General features: G+C 72.7%; 22 protein-coding genes and 1 pseudogene. 14 read left to right on the top strand and 9 right to left on the bottom strand.

Translation table 11 applies throughout. The features are described from left to right. The first annotated feature begins 3 nt into the window (after positions 1–3). Complete coding sequence (locus BMZ92_RS38385) at positions 4–2,841, top strand: glycohydrolase toxin TNT-related protein (RefSeq protein ID WP_245783362.1); 2,838 nt, start codon at positions 4–6, stop codon at positions 2,839–2,841. Then, positions 2,838–3,110, top strand: coding sequence for a hypothetical protein (locus BMZ92_RS31255; protein WP_091515013.1), 273 nt, complete (start codon positions 2,838–2,840; stop codon positions 3,108–3,110). Before BMZ92_RS38385 ends, BMZ92_RS31255 begins: the two co-directional genes overlap by 4 nt. Here BMZ92_RS31255 and BMZ92_RS31250 read toward each other — a convergent pair. Then, on the bottom strand, positions 3,107–3,619 hold the full coding sequence (locus BMZ92_RS31250) for a DinB family protein (RefSeq protein WP_091515010.1): 513 nt from the start codon (positions 3,617–3,619) through the stop codon (positions 3,107–3,109). The two genes, BMZ92_RS31255 and BMZ92_RS31250, sit on opposite strands and share 4 nt — an antisense overlap. Positions 3,620–3,677: 58 nt before the next feature. Further along, positions 3,678–4,463 (bottom strand): histidinol-phosphatase, encoded by a 786-nt coding sequence (gene hisN / locus BMZ92_RS31245; RefSeq protein ID WP_091515009.1) that lies wholly within the window; start codon positions 4,461–4,463, stop codon positions 3,678–3,680. Positions 4,464–4,510: 47 nt separating this feature from the next. On the opposite strand from hisN, the gene BMZ92_RS31240 reads away from it, so the two are divergent. Beyond that, positions 4,511–5,203, top strand: coding sequence for a response regulator transcription factor (locus BMZ92_RS31240; RefSeq protein WP_091515007.1), 693 nt, complete (start codon positions 4,511–4,513; stop codon positions 5,201–5,203). Positions 5,204–5,205: 2 nt separating this feature from the next. Then, positions 5,206–6,495, top strand: a complete 1,290-nt coding sequence (locus BMZ92_RS31235; RefSeq protein WP_091515005.1) for an ATP-binding protein — start codon at positions 5,206–5,208, stop codon at positions 6,493–6,495. A gap of 52 nt (positions 6,496–6,547) precedes the next feature. Here BMZ92_RS31235 and BMZ92_RS31230 read toward each other — a convergent pair whose 3' ends face one another. The 3 genes from BMZ92_RS31230 to BMZ92_RS31220 are packed head-to-tail and all read right to left on the bottom strand — an operon-like array spanning position 6,548 to position 9,956. Further along, positions 6,548–7,093 (bottom strand): GtrA family protein, encoded by a 546-nt coding sequence (locus BMZ92_RS31230; protein ID WP_177228953.1) that lies wholly within the window; start codon positions 7,091–7,093, stop codon positions 6,548–6,550. Between the two features lie 38 nt (positions 7,094–7,131). After that, positions 7,132–7,680, bottom strand: a complete 549-nt coding sequence (locus BMZ92_RS31225) for a GtrA family protein (RefSeq protein WP_091515000.1) — start codon at positions 7,678–7,680, stop codon at positions 7,132–7,134. A 23-nt stretch (positions 7,681–7,703) separates the two neighbouring features. Next, on the bottom strand, positions 7,704–9,956 hold the full coding sequence (locus BMZ92_RS31220; RefSeq protein ID WP_091514997.1) for a sigma-70 family RNA polymerase sigma factor: 2,253 nt from the start codon (positions 9,954–9,956) through the stop codon (positions 7,704–7,706). 233 nt (positions 9,957–10,189) lie between these two features. Here BMZ92_RS31220 and BMZ92_RS31215 point away from each other — a divergent pair, with 233 nt between their 5' ends. The 5 genes from BMZ92_RS31215 to purE all read left to right on the top strand — a co-directional run bounded on the left by BMZ92_RS31215 (position 10,190) and on the right by purE (position 15,299). Then, positions 10,190–11,044: a GGDEF domain-containing protein gene (locus BMZ92_RS31215; RefSeq protein ID WP_425425880.1), complete on the top strand. Its 855-nt coding sequence runs from the start codon at positions 10,190–10,192 to the stop codon at positions 11,042–11,044. Positions 11,045–11,120: 76 nt separating this feature from the next. After that, a complete protein-coding gene (locus BMZ92_RS31210; RefSeq protein ID WP_245783361.1) occupies positions 11,121–12,449 on the top strand; it encodes a glycosyltransferase 87 family protein in 1,329 nt (442 codons plus the stop codon). Next, positions 12,424–13,596, top strand: coding sequence for a glycosyltransferase 87 family protein (locus BMZ92_RS31205; RefSeq protein ID WP_091515146.1), 1,173 nt, complete (start codon positions 12,424–12,426; stop codon positions 13,594–13,596). The genes BMZ92_RS31210 and BMZ92_RS31205 overlap by 26 nt, the downstream gene beginning before the upstream one ends. 9 nt (positions 13,597–13,605) lie before the next feature. Beyond that, positions 13,606–14,802, top strand: coding sequence for a 5-(carboxyamino)imidazole ribonucleotide synthase (locus BMZ92_RS31200; protein WP_091514990.1), 1,197 nt, complete (start codon positions 13,606–13,608; stop codon positions 14,800–14,802). Continuing rightward, positions 14,802–15,299, top strand: a complete 498-nt coding sequence (gene purE, locus BMZ92_RS31195) for a 5-(carboxyamino)imidazole ribonucleotide mutase (RefSeq protein ID WP_091514988.1) — start codon at positions 14,802–14,804, stop codon at positions 15,297–15,299. The genes BMZ92_RS31200 and purE overlap by 1 nt, the downstream gene beginning before the upstream one ends. On the opposite strand, the gene BMZ92_RS31190 is transcribed toward purE, so the two are convergent. After that, a complete protein-coding gene (locus tag BMZ92_RS31190; protein WP_091514985.1) occupies positions 15,276–16,904 on the bottom strand; it encodes a class I adenylate-forming enzyme family protein in 1,629 nt (542 codons plus the stop codon). The two genes, purE and BMZ92_RS31190, sit on opposite strands and share 24 nt — an antisense overlap. Positions 16,905–17,016: 112 nt before the next feature. On the opposite strand from BMZ92_RS31190, the gene BMZ92_RS31185 reads away from it, so the two are divergent. Genes BMZ92_RS31185 through BMZ92_RS31175 form a run of 3 tightly spaced genes read left to right on the top strand, consistent with a single transcriptional unit; the run spans position 17,017 to position 19,355 of the window. Beyond that, entirely contained in the window at positions 17,017–18,159 is a 1,143-nt protein-coding gene (locus BMZ92_RS31185) for an acyl-CoA dehydrogenase family protein (RefSeq protein WP_218153586.1), read from the top strand. 5 nt (positions 18,160–18,164) lie between these two features. Beyond that, the gene (locus BMZ92_RS31180; RefSeq protein ID WP_091514978.1) at positions 18,165–18,842 is read left to right on the top strand and encodes a YdcF family protein; all 678 of its coding nucleotides are present in this window, start codon (positions 18,165–18,167) and stop codon (positions 18,840–18,842) included. Positions 18,843–18,860: 18 nt separating this feature from the next. Further along, positions 18,861–19,355: a hypothetical protein gene (locus tag BMZ92_RS31175; RefSeq protein WP_425425879.1), complete on the top strand. Its 495-nt coding sequence runs from the start codon at positions 18,861–18,863 to the stop codon at positions 19,353–19,355. A 3-nt stretch (positions 19,356–19,358) separates the two neighbouring features. Here BMZ92_RS31175 and BMZ92_RS31170 read toward each other — a convergent pair whose 3' ends face one another. After that, a complete protein-coding gene (locus BMZ92_RS31170; RefSeq protein WP_245783360.1) occupies positions 19,359–20,033 on the bottom strand; it encodes a class I SAM-dependent methyltransferase in 675 nt (224 codons plus the stop codon). Between the two features lie 131 nt (positions 20,034–20,164). On the opposite strand from BMZ92_RS31170, the gene BMZ92_RS37640 reads away from it, so the two are divergent. Continuing rightward, positions 20,165–20,308, top strand: coding sequence for a hypothetical protein (locus BMZ92_RS37640; protein ID WP_177228952.1), 144 nt, complete (start codon positions 20,165–20,167; stop codon positions 20,306–20,308). 91 nt (positions 20,309–20,399) lie between these two features. Beyond that, entirely contained in the window at positions 20,400–20,828 is a 429-nt protein-coding gene (locus tag BMZ92_RS31165) for a DoxX family protein (protein ID WP_091514972.1), read from the top strand. 4 nt (positions 20,829–20,832) lie between these two features. On the opposite strand, the gene BMZ92_RS31160 is transcribed toward BMZ92_RS31165, so the two are convergent. Next, positions 20,833–21,516, bottom strand: coding sequence for a TIGR03089 family protein (locus BMZ92_RS31160; RefSeq protein ID WP_091514970.1), 684 nt, complete (start codon positions 21,514–21,516; stop codon positions 20,833–20,835). A 62-nt stretch (positions 21,517–21,578) separates the two neighbouring features. Continuing rightward, positions 21,579–21,691: pseudogene (locus BMZ92_RS37070) on the bottom strand (IS481 family transposase); the annotation flags it as partial.

The raw sequence follows: 21,691 nt of genomic DNA, 5'->3' as shown, positions 1-21,691 counted from the left end.
GTCATGGGGATCGAGCTGCCGAAGGACCTCGCGGACCTCGCCGCCGCGACGGGTTTGGCGTGGCCGCAGGCGGACGAGGACAAGCTGCGCGAGCAGGCCACGGCGTGGCGGGACGCGCAGAACGAGCTGACGGCGCTGGCCGCGGAGGCGGACGGCACGGCGAGCGCCGCGGCGGCAGCGCTGACGGGCCCGTCGGCGGATGCGGCGCGGGGGATGTGGGCGGAGTTCGTCCACCCGGACCGCGGGCACCTGACGCTGGCGGCGCAGGGGGCGGGGGAGGCCGCGGACCGCCTGGAGCACGCGGCGGAGCAGGTCGCGGCGGCGAAGGTCGAGATGGTGCGCCACCTGGTCGACGCGGCGAAGAACCGTGATGCGGCGGAGGTCGCGGCGGCCGCGGGACACCCGGCGGCGCTGCTGGGGCTGGACACGGTGCTCAAGGGCACGGCGGCGAACCTGGGTGCGCTGAGCAGTGACCTGGCGGCGGCGGTCGGTGGGGGCGGTGTGGGCGGGGTGGAGCTGCTGCACGTGAACCCGGGCGCCCGCATGGGGGACGGCGGGGGGTTGCTGAGCGCGGTGACCGGTTTGCCCGGTGGGGTTTTGTCCACTGTGGATGACGGGTTGTCCGGGGGTGGGTTGCTGCAGCCTGCTCATGGGGGTGGGCTGCCGGTGCACGGCGTGGCGGGGCTGGCGGATGGTGCGGTGCGCGGGGTTGCGGGGCTGACGGATGGTGCGGTGCATGGGGTGGCGGGTGCCGCGGGGGAGGCCGTTCACGGTGTGGCGGGGCTGACCGACGGTGCCGTGCGCGGTGTGGCGGGGGCCGCCGGAGAGACGGTGCGCGGGGTTGCGGGGCTCGCGGATGGTGCGGTGCACGGCGTGGCGGGGGCCGCTGGCGAGACGGTGCACGGTGTGGCGGGGCTGACCGACGGTGCCGTGCGGGGTGTGGCGGGGGCCGCCGGAGAGACGGTGCATGGGGTTGCGGGGCTCGCGGATGGTGCGGTGCACGGGGTGGCAGGCGCCGCCGGAGGGACGGTGCATGGTGTTGCCGGACTTGCGGAGGGCGTCGTTCCCGGTGTGGCTGGTGCCGCGGGGGAAGCGGTGCATGGTGTGGCGGGGCTGGCCGACGGTGCGGTGCATGGGGTTGCGGGCCTGGCGGATGGTGCCGTTCCCGGGGTGGCTGGTGCCGCGGGGGAAGCGGTGCATGGCGCGGCAAGGGATGCCGCGGTAGGCCTTTCCGGGCTGGCGCGGGATGCGGCGGTTCCGGCTGCGCCTCCCGGACCAGCGGCGGATGCGGCGCGACTCCCCGGGTTTGGTCCGGCGGCGGGTCTCCCCGGATCGGTCGGGGAGGTGGCTTCCGGGCTCGCAGGAGCTCCCGATGCCGCCGCCCTCCCGGGGGACTCAGCATTCGCCGGTGGTTCGCCCGACCTGGGCACGGGCCCGATCCGCACGGGGCAGTACGGAGGCTTCCTCGCCCCGGGCGGTTTCGACGACGTCCCCACCCCTCCGGCCGGGATCCCCGGGGGAACGGTCGCTTCTGGCTTCGCCGAGGGGGCGCCCGCTCCGTACCCCAGTCCGTCGCTGCCGGCGGGCTACCCGCCGCCCGTCGATGCCGCCCCTTCCGGGCAAGGATCGGCCTCGCCCGCGTTCCGCCCGCCTTCCGCGATGCCGCCTCTCGCTGACGGAGGTGGCCTGTCCCGACCCCCAGCAGGGCTTCCGAATGTGGCGCCTGGTGGGTTCGCGCCGCCGGTCACTCGTGATGGAGTCGCGGGTTCGTCCCGGCCTCCTGCCTCGGCGGGCGCACCGTCAGGCCAGCCCGGCACTACCGGCAGGAGGCCCAGTACTTCGGCTTCCCCAGGCACTCCGGCCCCGTTTAGCGGCAACCCTGCCACCCCCGGCGGCGCAGGCCTTCGCGAAAGCACGCCGGCCCCCGGCTCCTCGGCCGGGCCCGGTAACCGGGCCACCCCCGCCACCCCCGGCAGCACCCCGGCCCCGCCTGGTGGCGCAGCCTCACCCGCCAACCCCGCCAACCCCGCCCCCCCCGACACCACCCCCACCCCTCGCCCCGCCGGGCCCGAACCCCACCGCGCCGCCACTCCCGGCTGGGAGCAGCGCCCCCTCCCCGCCCAACCGCCGCCCGCCCCCGGGCCGTACCCGCCGCTGGGCGCGCCCCGCCAGGAGCGGGAGAGCATCGTCGCCTTGTTCCTTGTTGCCATGTTTCCCATCGGGCACCTGCCGGTCGCCACCGTGCGGCCGCACCGCCAGCTGCCCCCGCCCCCCGAGGAAGTCGACTACGCCGCCGGCCTCCGCTTCCCGCCCTACGACCACCCGCGCTCCGACCTCATCGTCCCCGGCGAAGCCATCCAGAACGTGCGCAACGGCCTCCGCCGCCAAAGCGACCCGTCGCACCAAGCACCCGCCGGGCTCTTCGACACACACGACCCCCTCGGCGGACTGTCCGAACGCGACTGGGACCGCCGCTTCCTCGCGGGCCACCGCGACGGGATCCCCGAGTACGCCTGGCCGCCCGGCGAGCTGTACCCGGAAGGCGGCGCCGACGCGGGGGAGCCCGAGGTCCTGCCCGAGGGCACGCTCCTCGACCGCTTCGGCCCCGTCGAAGGGCGCGTTTTCGCCCCCGCCGGCACCCTGTTCGTCAAGCGGTCGCTGCCGCCGTCCGCCGCCGGGGCCGAGTACCGCCGCTACCGCGTGCTCCGGCCCGTTCCGATGTGGCAGACGGCCTCCGCGCCGTGGTTCGGCCAGCCCGGCGGCGGCCTGCGCTACCGCGCGGTCCACTCCGCCGACGAGCTGGTCACCCTGGGATACCTGGCCCTCGAGGAGGGGGAGTGAACGTCGATTCCATCCTGCGCTGGCTGGAGGTCATCGGGGTGCCGCACGAGGTCGTCTCGGTCGGCGCCGAGGCCGACAACGCCTGGTGCGTCCTGCGCACCGACGAGTCCGAAGAGGACGTTCCCGTGTGGGAGGTCTTCTGGCGCGAGCAGGGAAACCGCTACGACTGGGCGCGCTTCACCAACGAACAGGTCGCCTGCCACTACCTCTTCGGCCGCCTCGCCTGGGCGCAGGTCGCCCGCGGCGCGGTGGGGCCGCTGCCCGCCTAGCTGACGTCGTGCAGGTGGTGCACCGGGTCGTGCAGGAAGTAGCGCGCGAAGGTCTCCACCGTGAACCGGGCACCGTCGCTGCGCCGGCCCGTGCGCTGCCACGCCGAGCCGGACACCGAGTCGAAGGCCGTTGCCAAGCGTGCGGCCGCCTCGGTCAGCTCCGCCGCCACCCGCGCCGGGTCCTGCGACGCGTAGTCCGCCTCCACCGCCGTGCGGTCCTGGTCCCAGTTCGGGAACTCCGGGTCCGTCGTGGACAGCATCGACTCCAGCCGCCCGAGGAAGATCCGGCACGCGTCACGCACGTGGCACGCGTACTCCAGCGGCGACCACACGTCCGCGGCCGGGCGCTCCCGCACGTCCTCCCGCGCCAGCACCCGCTGCCACTCCGCCGCGTTCTCCCGCAGCAGCCTGCCCACGTCCTCGCGGTCGAAGCTCGCCGTGTCGAGCCCGCACTCCGGGCACGGCCGCTCGAGCACCCACGTCCAGTCCTTGGTGTCCGGCGCAATCATGGGTCCAGCATCGGTGCCGAGCCCGCCGGGGACCAGCGCGGATTTCTGCACGGACCGTTCAGCGCCGCTGCAGGATCGCCAGCGCCGCGTCGTGCAGCCGCCCGTTGGACGACAATGCCGACCCGCCGTCGAACCGGACCTCGCCGCCGAGGTCGCTGAACCGGCCGCCCGCCTCGGTCACCAGCACCTGCATCGGCGCGACGTCCCACGGGTTCACGACCGCCTCCGCCGCCAGGTCGATCGCGCCCTCCGCGACCAGGCAGTGCGACCAGAAATCGCCGAACGCGCGCGTCTCCCAGCACGCGTCGTTGAGCGCCAGGTACGCCTCGCGCGAGTGGTACTCGCTCCACGAGTTCAGGTGCGTCGTGGACAGGTACGCGTCGTCCAGTGAGGACACCCCGGACACCGAGATCCGCCGTTCGCCCGCCGAATCCCGCAGCCACGCGCCTTCGCCGAGGCTCGCCCACCACCGGCGGCCCAGCAGCGGCGCGCTCACCATCCCGACCACGGGTGTGCCGTCCTCGACCAGCGCGATCAGCGTGGCCCACACCGGCGCGCCCCGCAGGAAGTTCTTGGTGCCGTCGATCGGGTCGAGGATCCACGTGCGGCCCGCTGACCAGCCGGAACCGCCCCGCTCCTCACCCGCGACGGCGTCGTCCGGCCGCTCGGCGGCGAGCAGTTCGCGCACGGCGTCCTCGACGGCGGTGTCGGCGTCGGTCACCGGCGTGCGGTCCGGTTTGCTGTTCACTTCGAGGTCGCGGGCGCGGAACCGGGCGGTGGTGATCGCGTCGGCGGCGTCGGCGAGGCGTCCTGCGAGAGTGAGATCGTCCGAGTAGCTGGCCACGCGACGATGTTTTCACGCCGACCGGTCGTAGAGTTGGCCAGGTGAGCATGGTGTTACTCGCCGAGGACGATCCGGCGATCGCGGAACCGTTGTCGCGCGCCCTGCAGCGCGAGGGCTATGAGGTCCAGGTCGTCGGCGACGGGCCCACCGTGCTGGAGACGACCGGGGAGCAGCGCGTCGACCTGCTGGTACTCGACCTGGGCCTGCCGGGGATGGACGGCCTGGAGGTGTGCCGCCGCCTGCGTGCGAGCGGCACCGAGCTGCCGGTGCTGATGCTCACCGCCCGCACCGACGAGGTGGACTTCGTCGTGGGCCTCGACGCGGGCGCGGACGACTACGTGGCCAAGCCGTTCCGGCTCGCCGAGCTGCTCGCCCGCATCCGGGCGCTGCTGCGCCGCCGGGCGCCCGAGGTGCTCGAGGCCGGTGGCGTCCGGATGGACCTGGGCGCCCGGCTGGTCACCGTCGAGGGCAAGGAGATCCAGCTCGCGAACAAGGAGTTCGAGCTGCTGCGGGTGCTGATGAGCCGCGCCGGGCAGGTCGTCAGCCGCGACGAGATCCTCGCCGAGGTGTGGAACGACCTGGAGTCCAAGACGTCGAAGACGCTCGACATGCACATGTCGTGGCTGCGGCGGAAGCTGTCGGTGACCAGCGACGGCAAGGGCGCGGTCGTGCACTCCGGTGACGGCGAGCGCCGCATCGCGACGGTGCGGGGCGTCGGCTTCCGCTTCAACACGGAGTAGGCGTGCGGCGCCGCATCCTGCTGGCCATCCTGCTCGCCGTCGCGGTGACCGCCGCCGCGCTCGGGATCCCGCTGGGCGTGACGGCGTGGAAGCTCGTCGACAGCATCACCACCGAGGACCTGGGCGCCCGCGCTTCGCAGATCGCCGCGACGCTGGACACCGATCTCGCGGACGGGCAGCTCAGCGACGCCGACCTCGCGGCCGTGGCGGTCGCGATCCCGGCAGGCGGCAAGCTGACGGTGCGGTTGCCGGGGCAGCCCGCGCAGACCGAGGGTTCCGAGCCCGGCACGGACCCGGTGACGGCGCGCGTGCAGCTGGCGCGGGACGGCACGCTGGAGCTGGCGATCCCGTCCGGTCCGCTGCGCTCGCGGCAGACCACGGTGACGCTCGCCGTGCTGCTGCTGGTCGTGTTGTCGGTGAGCATCGGCACCGTCGTCGCGACCGTGACGGCGCGGCGGCTGGCCAAACCGCTGCGGCACGTCGCGGAGCGCGCGGCGAAGCTCGGCGGCGGGGACTTCCGGCCCGATCCCAGCCGGTACGGGGTGGGGGAGCTGGACATGGTCGCCGAGGCGCTCGACACGTCCGGCACCGCGCTGGCGCAGCTCGTGCAGCGGGAGCGGCAGCTGGTCGGGGACGTTTCGCACCAGCTCCGCAGCAGGCTCACCGCGCTGCAGCTGCGCCTGGAGCCGCTCACGATCGTCGACGACCACGACGTCGCCGAGGAGGCGCGCGCCGCGCAGGAGCAGGCGGACCGGTTGTCCGAGGCGCTGGAGGAGCTGCTGGCGGCGGCTCGCGCGGCGAGCGAGGTGGACGCCGAGCCGGTGGAGCTGGCCACCGCGTTGCCCGAGGTCGCGCAGGAGTGGCGGCAGTTGCTGCGGGCGGAGGGGCGGAACCTGCGGCTGCGGATCGGGGACGGCCTGATCGCGCGGGCGACGCCCGGCCGTCTCCGGGAGGTGGTGGGGGTGCTGCTGGACAACGCGCTCCGCCACGGCGCCGGCACGGTCACGCTGGCCGCGCGGCGCGGCGACGCCGAGGGGACGGTGGTCGTCGAGGTGACCGACACGGGTTCGGGCATTCCGGACGAACTGGCGCCGCACGTGTTCGAGCGCGGGTTCTCCGGTGGCGGTTCGACGGGTGTCGGGCTGGCACTGGCGCGCGCCCTGGCCGAGGCTGACGGCGGGCGGCTGGAGCTGTCGAGCAGGCGGCCCGCGGTGTTCAGCCTGTTCCTGCGGGTGCCGAGTCCGGGAGACGTCCGCGAAGTGCGCTGGCCCTCGGAACGTGTGCCTCGCTAAGCCCACCCGTCGCCCGACCGCCACCCCTCAAGGAGGCGCTGCGCGCCCGGCGTCAGATCTTGGGCCGCAATTCGCGAATATCCGCGCTTTTCACCGCGTCGCGGCGGCGCTGGCCGAGATCGTCGGGGAAAACCCACTTCTTGAAACCCCAGAAGCGGAACACCATCGCCAGCAGCATGCCGATGATCGAACCGCTGATGAAGTCCGCCGTTTCCTGCACGAACCGGGTCACGTGCGGGACTTCGAGGTGGAACGCGTACCGCGAGAGGTACAGCGGGATCAGGTTCACGACCACGGCGAGCCCGCTGATCACGAAGAACAACGCGGCCTCGTGGTGCCGTTCGCGGCCGCCGCGCGTGCGGAACGACCACTCGCGGTTGAGGATGTAGGACACGATCGTCGCTACGATGATCGCGATCGCCTTCGCCGTGGTCGGCTTGTCTTCCAGCACGCTCAGTTTGAGCAGGTACCACACACCGTTGTCGACGATGAACGTCGTGCCACCGACGATGCCGAACTTCAGCAGCTCCCGGTGTTTGATCAGCACCGAGCGCAGCGGCTCGGGAGTGTGCGAAAGCACGCTTTCCACAACGGTCACGTCCCGCAGTGTACGGAGCTGCGGGAGGGCGCAGGAGTTCAGGCGGCCCGGACGTCCGGTTCGTCCTCTTCCGCGGGAGCCGCCCGCACCACCCTCGGCCGCGCGCCCGCCTGCGGGAACACCCATTTCTTGAACGCCCACCAGCGGAACAGCATCGCCACGAGCGTGCCGAGGACCATCCCGCTGAAATAGTCGGCGACCTCCTGCGTGAACAGTCCGACGTGCGGGGTGCGCAGTTCGAGCACGTAACGGGAGATCGCCAGCGGCAGCGAGTTCAGGCCCACCGCGATCCCGCTGATCACGAAGAACAACGCCGCCTCGTGCTGCCGTTCCCGGCCGCCGCGCGTGCGGAACGACCATTCCCGTGACAGCACGTAGGACACGACGGTCGCCACGAGCACCGCGAGGATCAACGCCGTCACCGGGTTGCCGCGCAGCACGGTCAGTTTGAGCGCGTAGTTCACGACGTTGGTCAGCACGAAGCACGCGCCGCCGACCAGGGCGAACTTCAGCAGTTCACGGTGCTTGATCAGCAGCGCCCGCGCGGGGCGCGGGAGGAGCCCCAGCACGGTTTCGACGATGGCCACGGGGGGTGACCCTACGCCTGCCCTCACCAGGGCCAGCAGAACAGCCAGCACCAAGGCGGTTTCGGCTTCGTCGAGCTGCTCGAAGGCGTGCTGGTGGTCGAGGGCGTGCTGCTGCTGCTCGGCGGCGGGGTGCTGCTGGACGTCGCCGAGGACGACGAGGAGGCCGGACTGCTCGTGGCCGGGCCGGAGCCCGACGTGGACGTCGTCGCATGGGTGCTCGACGAGGACGAGGACGACGACGTCGACGTGGTGCTGCTGGTGCTGGTGCCCGTGGGCGTCGTCGGGTCCGGCGAAGGCACGCCGCACGGCAGGTCCGGCCAGCACAGGAACGGCACCTTGGCGGTCTCGGTGGCCGTGCCCAGCGTCGCCGTGACGGTGATGAAGCCGGGGTCGAACGGGTGCCACCTCGTGTCGAACCTCAGTCGCAGCTGCTCGTGCGGCGCAAGCGCTTGCGTGCTGGTGCAGCTGATCGCGTGGTCACCGGTGGTGCAGGTGGCCGGGCCGTCCGTCAGGTCCGCCTTCCGGTCCACGTCGACCGTGACCGGCTTGGTGTTCGGGCCGTCGTTGGTGACGGTCACGGTGAACGCGCGCTCGTGGAACCACGGCCACGGGAAGTCGTCGTCGCCGCTCACGGCCAGGGTCAGCGCGTCGGGCCGCGGCTTGACCGCGACCGGCACGTCGACCGCGAGCCGGATCGTCGTGCCCGCGGTGACCGAGCCCGTCACCTGGCCGGGCCGCGCGTCGTCGTCGGCCATCAGCCGGAACGTCAGCACCGCCGTTTCGCCGGGTTGCAGGCCCCGGTCGGTGGAGCACGTGACGGTGCCGGTGCCCGCGGGGCAGTCCACGGTGAGCGGTCCCTGGCTCGCCTGCACGGCGAACCCGCGTGCGGCCGCCGCACCACCGCCGCCGCCCGGCGGGACGGCGCGGATGCCCGGCGGCAGGTTCAGGGTCGCCACGACGGGCTCGGAGACGGAACCGCCGGTGTTGCGGACCGTGATCGGCAGGGCGACCGCGCCCTGCCCCGGGTCCAGCTCGATGCCCTGCGCGGGCGAGTCCGCGGTGAGGTTCGCGGGAGCCGGGGCCGGCGGAGCCGCCGGCGGTGGCGGGGGTGCGGGCAGCGTCGGCGGGACCGACGGCGCCGGCTGCACGGGCGGGGGAGCGGGCACCACTGGCGGGGCCGGCGGGGCGGGAGGCGCGGGGGGAGCGGGCACCTGGGGCGCCGGCGCGGGTGCGGGTGCGGGCTGGACGACCGGGGGCGGCGTCGGTGTCGAGGCCGCGGTCGGGATCTCCTGGGGGCCACCGCCGGCGGCCAGCGCCGTCGCGACCGCGGCCGCGATCGCGACCCCGGACGCCGCGACGCCGAGGAACTGCCGTGGCCCGGCCGCGGCGGCACCCGCGGCCCCGCCCGCCGAACCGGCCGACGCCGCGGCGACCGTTGCCGTCGCGGCACTCGCCTTGGCGCCGGTCGCCGCGAGGTAGCCGACCACCGCACCGCCCAGCACGATCGGGGCGACGACGGCCCGCAGCGCGCCGTTGACGTCCGCCAGCTCGGCGGCCAGCGCGCGGCACCGCTCGCACTCGTCGAGGTGCGCCTCGACCTGGGCGCGTTCGCGTTTGGACAGTCCGTCGCGGGTCCAGGCGCCCAGCCGGTCGGCCGTCGCGCGGCAGCGTTCGGCGGAGGTCTCGGCGAGGTGGACCTGCAGGTACGCCTGCCGCAGCCCCTCACGCGCGCGGTAGGCGAGCGCGGACACGCCGTTGGGGGTCAGGCCCAGCAGCGGCGCGACCTCGGCGGGGCTCTGCTGCTCGATCTCGGTGTGCCACAGCACGGCCTGCCACCGCTCCGGCAGCCGCGCGAACGCCTTCGCGGCCATGGTCCGTTCGAGCCCGGCGACCGCGGTGTCGGAGAACGGGACGGTCAGCGCGTCGGTGGCGGCTCCGCCCGCGCCGCTCAACGTGGTCATGTCCTCGCTGAGGTCGAGCCGCTTCTCCTTGCGCGTGCGGTCGTAGGCGGTGTGCCGCAGCGCGGTGAGCAGGTACGCGCGGAAGGCGCTGTCGGGGCCCTTGCCGGCCCGGAGCGTGTCGAGGACCTTGGCGAACGCGTCGGACACCAGGTCGTCGGACTCGGCCTTCGACCGCGCGAGCTGGCGCGCCAGGTTGTAGGCGGCGCCGACGTGGCGCTCGTAGAGCGCGCCGTACGCCGTGAGGTCCCCGTTGCGCACCGCGGTGATCAGCTCGGCGTCGCTCTTCTCGTCGAAACCCGCGGGAACGGTGGACACTGCTCTCCTTCTGTCCAGGCTGGGACGAACGGTGATCGCGGCACCGTTCGTCGAACCAGACGTCGCGCAGCGATCAGTGTGACGGAACTCGGCGAACACGTCACCCTCCGGGGTCGTCGAAGCCCCCAGGAGTGCAACAAGATCACCCGGGGAAACCGGCGACGGCCGGTGCGTCATACCAGAGACCTCCGGACGTCACGAGATCGGCAGTGTGGACGAAAGGACGGTCGCGAGTGGATGTACCAGCCGGCGACGGGGGCGGTCCCCGGCAGCGGAGCTGGAGACCGCGCGGTGCGTTCACCGACCCGGTAACCGGCCGCTCCCTGCGGGAGTTGCGTGCGAAGTGGCGGACGGCGAGCCTCGCCGCGGGCTGGCGCTTCCCGAGCGACTGGGCGCTTCCCGAGGTCGACGCCGTGTGCGCGGAGGCGCTGGAGGGCGATCCCGAGGACGCGCTGGCGGGCCTGGCCAGGGCGAGGGCGCACGCGGGCGCCGGGCTGGCCGAGGTCCTCGCCGACGTCGCGGCCCTGCACGCCGTGCTCACCGGGGACGACGACGGGCTGGTCGCCCCGGATGTCGACGCCCTGCCCGCCCGGCTGCTCCGGGTGACGGCGCTGGCGTGGGCGGACGTGGCGATGGACCAGCTCGCGCGCATCGAGGTCGTCGACTCCCTGACCGGCCTGCCCACGGCCGCCTACCTGCGCACCCGGCTCGGCGAGATCTACCGGCAGGCCGAGGTCATCGGCCGCGCGGCCGCGGAGGACCACACGCTGCTGGTGGTGACCCTCGACCTGTCCGAGGTGGCCGGCTGGCACCGGGTGACCGGCATGATCCTGCTCGCCGAGGCGCTGCGGAGCGTGCTCGACGGCGGTGAGAGCATCGCGACCGCGGGCCCGTCGACGCTGGTCGCCGTGTTGCCGAGGGACGGCGGGATCGCGTCGAAGGCGGTGCTGCTGCGGCGGGCACTGCACGAGCGGCTGTCCGTCGACCCGCACCTGGCCGAGCTGACCAACCCCCGCATCCGGCTGGTCCGGTTGCCCCCGACCCACGACGGGGCGTGCGCCCTGTTGCGGCGGCTCGCCCGGTCCTGACCCCGTCGTCCCGTTCGGGCCCGCGATGGCCGGGGCTTGTGCGCAGGCCGATGCTCATCCGTGCTTTCCTGGAAGGGTGACCCAGTCAGTGCCCGCTGCCGGCAGTGAGCCGTTCACGCGCGCGACGCCGCCGCGCCTGGCGCTGCGGACCTCGCTCACCCGGTTGTCGATGCGGCCGAGGTCCATGCTGCTGCTGTCCGTCGTGCCGGTGCTGGCGATCGCGCTCGGCGTGGTCGGCTGGCTGCTGGACTGGCGGCTCGGCGTGGACAACGCCGTGTACCGCGCCGGTGCGCTGACCCTGCTGCACGGGGACCCGCTGTACGACTCCAGCACGCTCGCGCCCGAGCCGTGGTGGGCGCTGCTGCCGTTCACGTACCCGCCGACGGCGGCGCTGCTGTTCGTGCCGATGGCGGTCGTGCCGACGCAGGTCGCGTGGGGGGTGCTGACGGCGATCTCGGTGCTGGCGATGGCACTGGTGATCCGGGTCGCGATCGGCTCGCTGCCCAAGCCCGCGGCCGGGGTGCCGCGCTGGTGGTCCTCCCCCGCGCGGGCGACCCTGGTGTTCTCGGTGCTGATGCTCGGGCTCGAACCGGTCTGGCGCACGATGTTCCTCGGCCAGATCAACCTGATCCTGATGGCGCTGGTCGTGGTGGACGTCCTCGTCGTGACGGCTCGCGGGGGGCGTGGCGGAGGCGTCATGGTCGGCATCGCCGCGGCCGTGAAGCTGACGCCGCTGATCTTCGTGGTGCACCTGTTCCTCACCGGCAAGCGCGCGGACGCGGCGCGGGCGCTGGCCACGTTCCTCGGGCTCCAGCTGCTCATGCTGCTGCTGATCCCCGGCGACACCATCCGGTACTGGACCAAGACGATCTCCGACACCGGCCGCATCGGCCCGGTGCACTGGGCGGGCAACCAGTCCCTCAACGGCCTGATGAACCGCGTCACCGACCTCGCGCCGTGGGCGTCGAAGGCGGCGATCGGGATCAGCGCGCTGCTCGCGATCCCGGCGATCTGGCTGATGCTGCGCTTCCACCGCCGCGGGCAGGCGCTGGCCGCGTTGCTGGTCAGCGCGTTCTTCGCGTTGCTGGCCTCGCCGATCTCGTGGTCGCACCACTGGGTGTGGGCGGTGCCGCTGATCGTGCTGCTCATCTCGCGGCTGCCGCAGACCAGCCCGGGCACGGCGTGGCGCCGGTGGTTCGGCACGGGCGCGGTGATCGCGGTGTTCATCAGCTGCGTGCTGCTGTTCCTGCCGAACGGGCGCAACATCGAGCTGCACTGGAAGTTCTGGCAGAGCGTGCTCGGCAACGCCTACATCCTGATGCCCCTCGTCCTCGCGGCCGTCCTCGTGACGCGGTGGGCCCGGCAGCGCAAGCGTGGCGATGTCGACTCCCCGGCTGTCCGCTGATCCCGGGCGGCTCCTGGCCTGCCTGCTCGCCGTCGCGGCGTTCGCGGCCGGGGTGTGCGCCTGGCTCGCGGGGTGGCGGCTGGGCGCGGACAGCGCGGTGTACCGGGCGGGCGCGCTGACCCTGTTGCACGGCGAGCCGCTGTACACGCTGGACCGGCTGGCGGCGCTGCCGTCGTGGGTCGCGCTGCCGTTCACGTACCCGCCCGCGGCGGCGCTGCTGTTCGTGCCGCTCGCCGCGCTGCCGCCGGGGCTCGCGTGGGGGATCGTCACGACGGTGTCGGTGGTCTCGCTCGCCGTCGTGGTGTGGGTGTGCGCGCGGCGGGCGCTGGTGCTCGCGGTGCCGGCGCTGGCGCTGGAGCCGGTGTGGAAGACGTTGTTCCTGGGGCAGGTCAACCTGGTCCTGCTGGCACTGGTCGTCGTCGATGTGCTGGGGCGGCGGCACCGGTTTTCGGGGGTGCTGACCGGTATCGCGGCGGCGGTGAAGCTGACCCCGTTGATCTTCGTGGCGCACCTGTTCGTGACCGGCCGGTGGCGGGACGGGCTGCGTGCGCTGGGCACGTTCGCCGGGCTGCAGGCGCTGATGTTCGCGCTGGTCCCGCGGGACGCGCTGGAGTACTGGACGCACGCCGCGTTCGACCCGGACCGGATCGGCGGCGTGCACTGGATCTTCAACCAGTCGCTGAACGGGCTCGTGCACCGCGCCTCGCACGACGCGGTGTGGTCGGGCAAGGTCGCGTTGCTGATCGCGGCCGTGCTGGCCGTGCCTTCGGTGTGGCTCGTGCGGCGGCTGCACGCCCGCGGCGAGGCGCTGGCGGCGTTGCTGGTGACGGCGTTCCTGGGGCTGCTGGCGTCGCCGGTGTCGTGGACGCACCACTGGGTGTGGGCGGTGCCGCTGCTGGCGTTGCTGGGAACGAAGCGCCGGTGGGTCTGGGCGGCGGCGGTCGCGGTGTTGTTCGGCAGCTGCGTGGTGATGCTGGTGCCCAACGGCGGGACGACGGAGTTCACGTGGGGGCTCGGCTGGTCCCTGCTCGGCAACGCGTATGTGCTGGCCGCAGCGCTGGGAATCCTCGGGCTCGCAGTCCGTGAGCTGCGTCTCCCTCTATGCCCGACCGCCGCCCCTCAAGGAGGCGCTCCGCGCCGCAGTTAAGCTCCAGCCGTGGACAAACGCACGGGTCTCCCGGTAGTCGGCATGGTGGGCGGCGGCCAGCTCGCCCGGATGACGCACCAGGCCGCGATCGCGCTCGGCCAGTCGCTGCGGGTGCTCGCCGCGAACGAGAACGACGCCGCGGCCATGGTCGCCGCAGACGTCACGATCGGCCACCACACCGATCTCGAAGCGCTCGAAGCCTTCGCGAAGACCGTCGACGTGCTCACGTTCGACCACGAGCACGTGCCCGGCGAGCACCTGCTCGTGCTCGCGATGAACGAGGACGTGCCCATCCGGCCGGGGCCGGACGCGCTCGCCTTCGCGCAGAACAAGCTGATCATGCGCGAACGCCTGTCGGCGGAGGACTACCCGTGCCCGCCGTTCGCCGAAGTGTCCGAAGTGGACGATGTGCTGAAGTTCGGCGCCGAGCACTCGTGGCCCGTCGTGCTGAAGGCCGCCACCGGCGGCTACGACGGCAAGGGCGTGTGGATGCTGGACTCCGACGGCCAGGCCCGCACGCTGGTGCCCGAGCTGCTCGCCGCGGGCACGCAGCTGATGGTCGAGCGCCGCGTCGAGATGCGCCGCGAACTGTGTGCGCTGGTCGCCCGCTCGCCGTTCGGGCAGGGCGCCGCCTGGCCGGTCGTGGAGACCGTGCAGAAGGACGGCATCAACACCGAGGTGCTCGCGCCCGCGCCGGGGCTGACCGCCCGCAAGGTCGACGAGGCGCAGGACCTCGCGCTGCGCATCGCCGACGCGCTCAACGTGGTCGGCGTGCTGGCGGTCGAGCTGTTCGACACCGACGGCGGCCTGGTGATCAACGAGCTGGCGATGCGCCCGCACAACTCCGGGCACTGGACCATGGACGGCTCCCGCACCTCGCAGTTCGAGCAGCACCTGCGTGCGGTGCTGGACTACCCGCTGGGCTCGACGGAACTGCTCGCGCCCACGGTGATGGCGAACGTGCTGGGTGCGCCCGCCACCCCGAAGATGGGCCCGGACGAGCGGCTGCACCACCTGTTCGCGCGGTTCCCCGAGGCCCGGGTGCACCTCTACGGCAAGGGCGAGCGCCCCGGCCGCAAGCTGGGGCACGTGAACTTCGTCGGCCAGGACATGGCGGAGCTGCGCACGAGGGCGACCCTGTCCGCGCACTGGCTGTCGCACGCGGAATGGCTCGACGGCTACGACATCCACGGCAAGGAGCGATGATGAGCCCGCAGGTCGGCGTGATCATGGGCAGCGACTCGGACTGGCCCGTGCTGGAGGCCGCCGGGCAGGCGCTCGACGAGTTCGGCGTGCCCTACGAGGTCGGCGTGTACTCGGCGCACCGGACGCCGCAGCGCATGCTGGACTACGCGAAGACCGCCGCCGACCGGGGCCTCAAGGTGATCATCGCCGGGGCCGGCGGCGCCGCGCACCTGCCCGGCATGGTCGCGTCGGCCACGGTGCTGCCGGTGATCGGCGTGCCGGTGCCGCTGAAGTACCTCGACGGGCTGGACTCGCTGCTGTCGATCGTGCAGATGCCGGCGGGTGTGCCGGTGGCGACGGTTTCCGTCGGCGGGGCCCGCAACGCCGGGCTGCTCGCCGTGCGGATGCTGGCGGCGCACGACCCGGCGCTGCGGGAGCGCATGGCGCGGTTCCAGGCGGACCTGGAAAAGCTGGTGCTGGACAAGGACGAGGCGCTACGCGCCAAGCTGGGCTCGTAACTCCCGCTTGAGCACCTTCCCCGCGGCGGACACCGGGATCTCGTCCACGAAGATCAGCTCCCGGATCCGCTTGTAGGGCAACACGTTGTCGTTCACCGCCGCCAGGAGCGCCTCCTCGCTGACGGACTCCCCGGCCCGCACGACGAACGCGACCGGCAGCTCGCCGACGTCCGCGCGCCTGCGGCCCACGACCGCCGCGGCGCGCACGCCCGGCTGCGCCATCAGCAGCTCCTCCAGCTCACGCGGGTAGACGTTGTACCCCTTGTACAGCAGCATGTCCTTCTTGCGGTCCACAATGGACAGGTAGCCCTCCTTGTCCAGCACGCCGACGTCACCGGTGTGCAGCCAGCCGTCGACGAGCACGGCCGCCGTCTCCTCGGGCCGGTTGTGGTAGCCGCGCATCACCTGCGGGCCGCGGATGCACACCTCGCCCGGTTCCCCGGCGGGCAGCGGGTCCTCGCCGCCCTCGGCGGGCACGATCTTGACCTCCGTGTCGAACACCGGCACCCCCACCGTGCCCTGTTTCCGCGTGCCCGAGCGGAAAGCGGGCCCGCTCGTGGCGCCCATCGTGACCTCGGTGAGCCCGTAGCCCTCGTTGATCACCGCGTCCGGGAAGCGGCGCGCGAGCGCGCGGAGCATCTCGTGCGGCAGGGGAGCGGCGCCCGACGTCAGCGAGCGCACCGACGACAGGTCGCGCGTGGCGAAGTCGGGGCAGTTCAGCAGCGCGGCGAACAACGCGGGTGCCCCGCCGATCTGCGTGACGCGCAGCCGTTCGGCGTCGGCGAGGTAGCGCACCGGGTCGAAGCCGTCCTGCAGGACGATCGTGGTGCCGCTGAGCATGGGCACGTTGAGGCCACCGATCGTGCCCATCGCGTGGAACCACGGGGTGAGGTTGATCGCGACGCCGGTGCCGAGCCTGCCGCGGTACTCCTCCTCGCTGCCGCGCTGGTCGAGCGTCAGGTTGCCGTCCGCGTCGAGCACCGGGACCGATCCGCTGCCCCAGCACGCGTACTGCAGCGAGTTGACCACCACGTTCCGGTGCGGCAGCTCGACGCCCTTGGAGCGGCCGGTGGTACCGCCGGTGTAGGCGAGGTGCGCGAGACGGTCGTAGATGTCGATCTCCACGTCGGGCGCGGTTTCCGGCTGCCCCACGGAGAACTCGTCGACCTCGGACGCCTCGACGACCAGCCGCACGCTCGTCCGGTCCCGCACCGCGGCCAGCGCCTGCGCGGCCTTGCCGAAGGTGACGGCGGCGACGGCCCCCGAGTCGGCCAGCTGAGCGGCGAGGTCCGCGGGCGGCAGCAGCGGGTTGGCGGGGGTGAAGGTGGCGCCTGCCAGCAGGATCCCGTAGTACGCGACGGGGTAGGCGAGGCAGTTGGGGGCGTGGATGGCGACGGTGTCGCCGGGCTGGACGCCGTGTGCGCGCAGGGCGTGGGCGAACCGGCACGCCGCCCGGTGCACCTGCGTGAACGTGAGGGTGCGGTCGTGGTGGCGGTACGCGACGCGGTCGCCGTAGCGGGCGGCGGCACCGGCGAGGATCGATCCGACGGGGACTTCAGGGTAGTCGAGCGAGCCAGGCACTCCGGCGGGCATGGTGATCGGCATCACTACACGATAAGGCGAAAGATGCGGCCTACGACACAGAAAGCGGGGCGTGAACGAGCGCTAACATCGATGGGACAGTTTCGCCGTGAGGAGGGTGACGCCGGTGTCGGGCTTGTACCAGTTGGCCGAGGAGCACGAGGAGCTGCGTGCCGCCGTGCGCGCGCTGGCGGAGAAGGAGATCGCCCCGTACGCGGCGGAGGTGGACGAGCAGGAGCGGTACCCGTCCGAGGCGAGGGACGCCCTGGTCAAGGCCGGTTTTTCGGCGGTGCACATCCCGGAGGAGTACGAGGGGCAGGGCGCGGACGCGGTCGCGGCGTGCATCGTGATCGAGGAGGTCGCGCGGGTCGACGCGTCGGCGTCGCTCATCCCGGCGGTGAACAAGCTGGGGACGCAGCCGATCATCCTGTCGGCGTCGGAGGACCTGAAGAAGCTGGTGCTGCCGGAGATCGCGGCGGGCGCGTCGGCCTCGTACGGGCTGTCGGAGCGCGAGGCGGGTTCGGACACCGCGTCGATGCGCACGCGTGCGGTGCTGGACGGGGACCACTGGGTGCTCAACGGCGCGAAGGCGTGGATCACCAACGCCGGCGAGTCGACCTGGTACACCGTGATGGCGGTGACCGACCCGAAGGCGGAGAAGAAGGCGCACGGCATCTCGGCGTTCGTGGTGCACAAGGACGACCCCGGGTTCTCGGTGGGGCCGAAGGAGCGCAAGCTCGGCATCAAGGGCTCGCCGACGCGTGAGCTGTACTTCGAGAACTGCACCATCCCGGCGGACCGCATCATCGGTGAGCCGGGCACGGGCCTGAAGACGGCGCTGGCGACGCTGGACCACACGCGCCCGACGATCGGGGCGCAGGCGCTGGGCATCGCGCAGGGCGCGCTGGACGCGGCGGTCGCGTACGTGAAGGAGCGCAAGCAGTTCGGCAAGGCGATCGCCGAGTTCCAGGGCGTGCAGTTCATGCTGGCGGACATGGGCATGAAGATCGAGGCCGCCCGCCACCTGGTGTACGCCTCCGCGGCGGCCTCCGAGCGGGGCGACGCGCGTTCGGGCTTCCTCGCCTCGGCCGCGAAGACCTACGCGTCCGACATCGCGATGGAGGTGACCACGGACGCCGTGCAGCTCTTCGGCGGCGCCGGTTACACCCGTGACTTCCCGGTCGAGCGCATGATGCGGGACGCGAAGATCACGCAGATCTACGAGGGCACGAACCAGATCCAGCGCATGGTGATGGCCCGGCAGCTGCTGAAGGGCTGAGTCCGGTGGGCGGGGTCTCGGATCAGGCCCCGCCCCGCATCCCGGCGGAGCTGCGCGCCGACGTCGAAACGCTGTGGGACTACCACGACCTGCACCACGAGCTGCGGCCCACCGACGTCGGTATCGGGCTGGGCAGCCATGATCTCGGCGTCGCGACCTGCGCCGGGGAGCTGTACCACCAGGGCATGTTCCCGCTCATCGTCTTCACCGGTGCGAACGCTCCCACCACTGTCGAACGCTTCCCGCGCGGCGAAGCCGTGCACTACCGGGAAGAAGCCCTCCGCCTCGGCGTACCCGACCGGGTTGTCCTCGTCGAGGCCGAAGCCCGCAACACCGGCGAGAACATCACGCTTACCCGCCGGTTGCTCGAAGAGCGGGAGATCGAGGTGCGGTCCGTGACGCTGATCAGCCGCCCGTACCAGCAGCGCCGCGCGTACGCGACGTGCAAGAAGCTTTGGCCGGAGGTGGACGTCGTCTGCGCATCCCGGCGGCAGCCGCTGGACGAGTACGTCGAGTCCATCGGCGACGTGGACCGGGTGATCAACATGCTGGTGGGGGACACGCAGCGGATCACGCTGTACGCCGAGCGCGGATACGCGATTCGTCAGGAAGTGCCTGCCGCGGTTTCTGGCGCCTACCGGAGGCTTTCGGAAGCGGGGTTCACGAACCGGCTGATTCCCTGAGGAGGTCCGTGCCAGAGTGTGCCGATCCGCTGGAGCTCGCCCTGCGGGCTGTGGCTCGGGCCCGCTGTCCGCGGCGCTGCGCGATCGAGGGGCGACCGTGACCGGGATCGACGCGAGCGCCGGGATCTGGAGCTCGCCCGGCAGCGGCTCGGCGCCGACGTGGACCTGCGAGTCGCCGACCTGGCCAACCCGCTGCCCGGCGGCCGGCTGCTCGTCTCGGTCGACCACCCCTTCGTGGCCTACGGCATCCAGCGCCTCGCCGGGCAGGAGGCCGACTACTTCGCGACCTACCGCTGGTCCTTCGTCTGGACGATGGGCGGCCAGAGCATGCCGATGAGCTTCTGGACCCGGCCCCTGCACGCGATGACCGACGCCTTCACCTCGGCCGGTTTCCGCATCGACGTCGTCCGCGAACCGCAGCCCGCGCCCGCCGCACGAGACCTGTTCCCCGAGGAGTACCGCGCCCTCACCACCGGCCTGTGTTTCCTGTTCTTCGCCCTGCGGGCCGAGTAGGCGTCAAGTTCCGGCCGTGATCAACCGGAATCCGACGTCGAGTTCCTCCCGTTCCAGGAGGTCCGCGTGCCGCTCCTGCCACCGGCCGGAGGCGAGGTCCGCGCGCAGCCGCGCCAAGCCGCGGGCCACCGCCGCCTCGTCGGCCTGCGCCAGCGCGGAGCAGTTGCGCCGTACCTGCTCGTCCAGGTACGCCTCCGGGCGGCGCCAGTGCGCCGGGAACACGCCATCGTGGAAGTCCCACGGCACCGGCAGGACCGTGACCTCCCGCGCGCCGAGCTCGATCGCGATGTCGTCGGCCGACGGGCGGGCCAGTTCGAGCTCCGCGATCTCGGGGATGTACTCCCGGACGAGCCAGAACTCCGCGTGGAGCCGGGTGTCGTACGCCAGCACCACCTGGCACCGGGCGATGCGCCGGAGCTCGGCCAGCCCTCGCCGCCAGTCGTTCCAGTGGTGCACCGTCAGAACGGCCATCGCCACGTCGGCCGCATCGTCACGCACCGGCAGGTGCTCGGCGACGCCCGCCACCGCCGGAGCCAGACCCGGCTCGCGCTGCCGGAGCATCTCCCCGGAGGGCTCGACAGCCAGTACGGTGCGGCCGGGCGGTTCGTACGACCCCGTGCCCGCACCCACGTCGATGACCGAGTCGGCGTCCGCGAGCGCCGCCTCGATGGCGGCCATCCACCGGGGCTCCGTCCGGCGTCCCCGCGAATAGCCTTGCCCGATCCGGTCGTACACCTGTGGCGACATCTCCCGATGATGCCACCCGATTTCACACGTCCGGCCTATGCGAGATAGGGCAGGCTGGAGGCATGGCGAAGGATGCCACTCCCGTCCTCGCGTTCGCGGCCGTCGTCCTCGGGATCGTCGCCGCGGCGGCCAACGCTGACGCCTGGTGGTTCCTCGCCGGCGTGGTCGCGTGCGTGCTGCTGATCGAGAAGCCGGCCAACACCTGAAAGCCGCATCCGGTGGGAAATTAACCCCGCTTTCACCTACCGCCGGTATGGTCGGATCACGTAGTTGAAACTTGAACGGGATGGGGAACCGATGTACGCACGGGTTCAGGACGTGACGGCCCTCCTCGGCCGCATCGGGGTCGGCGTGGTCTTCCTCGCGCACGGCCTCCAGAAGTGGGACATGGGCCTCGACGGCGTCACCCAGATGACCACCGGCATGGGCATCCCGCTGCCGACGCTCTCCGCGCTGTTCCTGATCGTCGTGGAAACGGTCGGCGCCATCGCGTTCATGCTCGGGCTCGCGCTGCCCGTGCTCGGCGTCGCGCTCGCCGTGGACATGGTCGGCGCGATCTTCTTCGTCCACCTCGACCACGGGCTCACCGGCCAGGGCGGCTACGAACTCGTCCTGGCGCTCGCCGCCGGCGCGCTCGCGCTCGGCTTCAACGGCGGCCGCCTTTCGCTGGACCACGTCCTGTTCTGGCGCAGGCGCGCCCAGCGGCAGGAGCTCCAGACCGCGTAGAAACTCAGTCCAGCAGGTCGGCCGTCGTGCGCTCCGCGCGCCGGCGGTCGGCCAGCTTGGCGGGGTCGGGGTTCGACACCTGCACCAGGTGCGCGCCCGCCGCCAGCGGCCCGAGGAACCCGCGCAGCACCCCTCCGGGCACCGACCACTCCACAGTGGACAGCAGGCGGGCGCCCTCCGGGACGCCCTGCGCCCGCGCGGCGGACAGCACTTCGTCCACAGTGGACCCCGCGAGCGCGGGCGTGTCACCGGCGATCGGCAGCATCGGGCTGAACGCGTCACCGGCCAGCCGGGCCTCGGCGAGGTAGTCGAGCGCGCCGTCCGGCGGCGGGGACGTCAGCCCGCGCCCCATCGGGTCGAGCGCGACCACCGCGGTGGTGCCCGTGACGGGCGCGCCCGGCGCGACGAACGACACCCGCGCGCTCGCCGACTCCGGCACCACGTCGGCGCCGCACCACCACGCGCCCAGCAGCACCCCGGCCGTCTGCCAGTGCGCGGGCAGCCGCACGGCCACCTCGTCGCCCGGCTCCACGTCGAACTCCTCGACCAGCCAGTTCGCCGTCTTCGCCGCCCAGTTCGCCACCGTCGCGACGGACAGCTCGACCCTCGTCCCGGCCGCGTCGTCGTAGTGCGTGATCAGCGGGCGCGCCGGGGACAGGCCCCGCAGCAGGTGGTCAGTCAGGCTCACCCGGAAAGCCTACTGTCACGCGCAGCGTGTCGGCGGAGGGTGGTGGTGGGGAAGCGGCTGACCTAGGTGTGGTGTCCAGGGAGGTTGGTCAGGCGGGTGATCGGGGGTTTGCCGCTGGTTGCGCTGTGGGGTCGGTGGTGATTGTAGAAGTGCAGCCAGGGCGGTAGTGCTGCCC

It is taken from the genome of Amycolatopsis sacchari (assembly GCF_900114035.1).
Classification (GTDB): Bacteria; Actinomycetota; Actinomycetes; order Mycobacteriales; family Pseudonocardiaceae; genus Amycolatopsis_E; species Amycolatopsis_E sacchari.
This window is presented reverse-complemented; position numbering and strand designations above follow the sequence as displayed.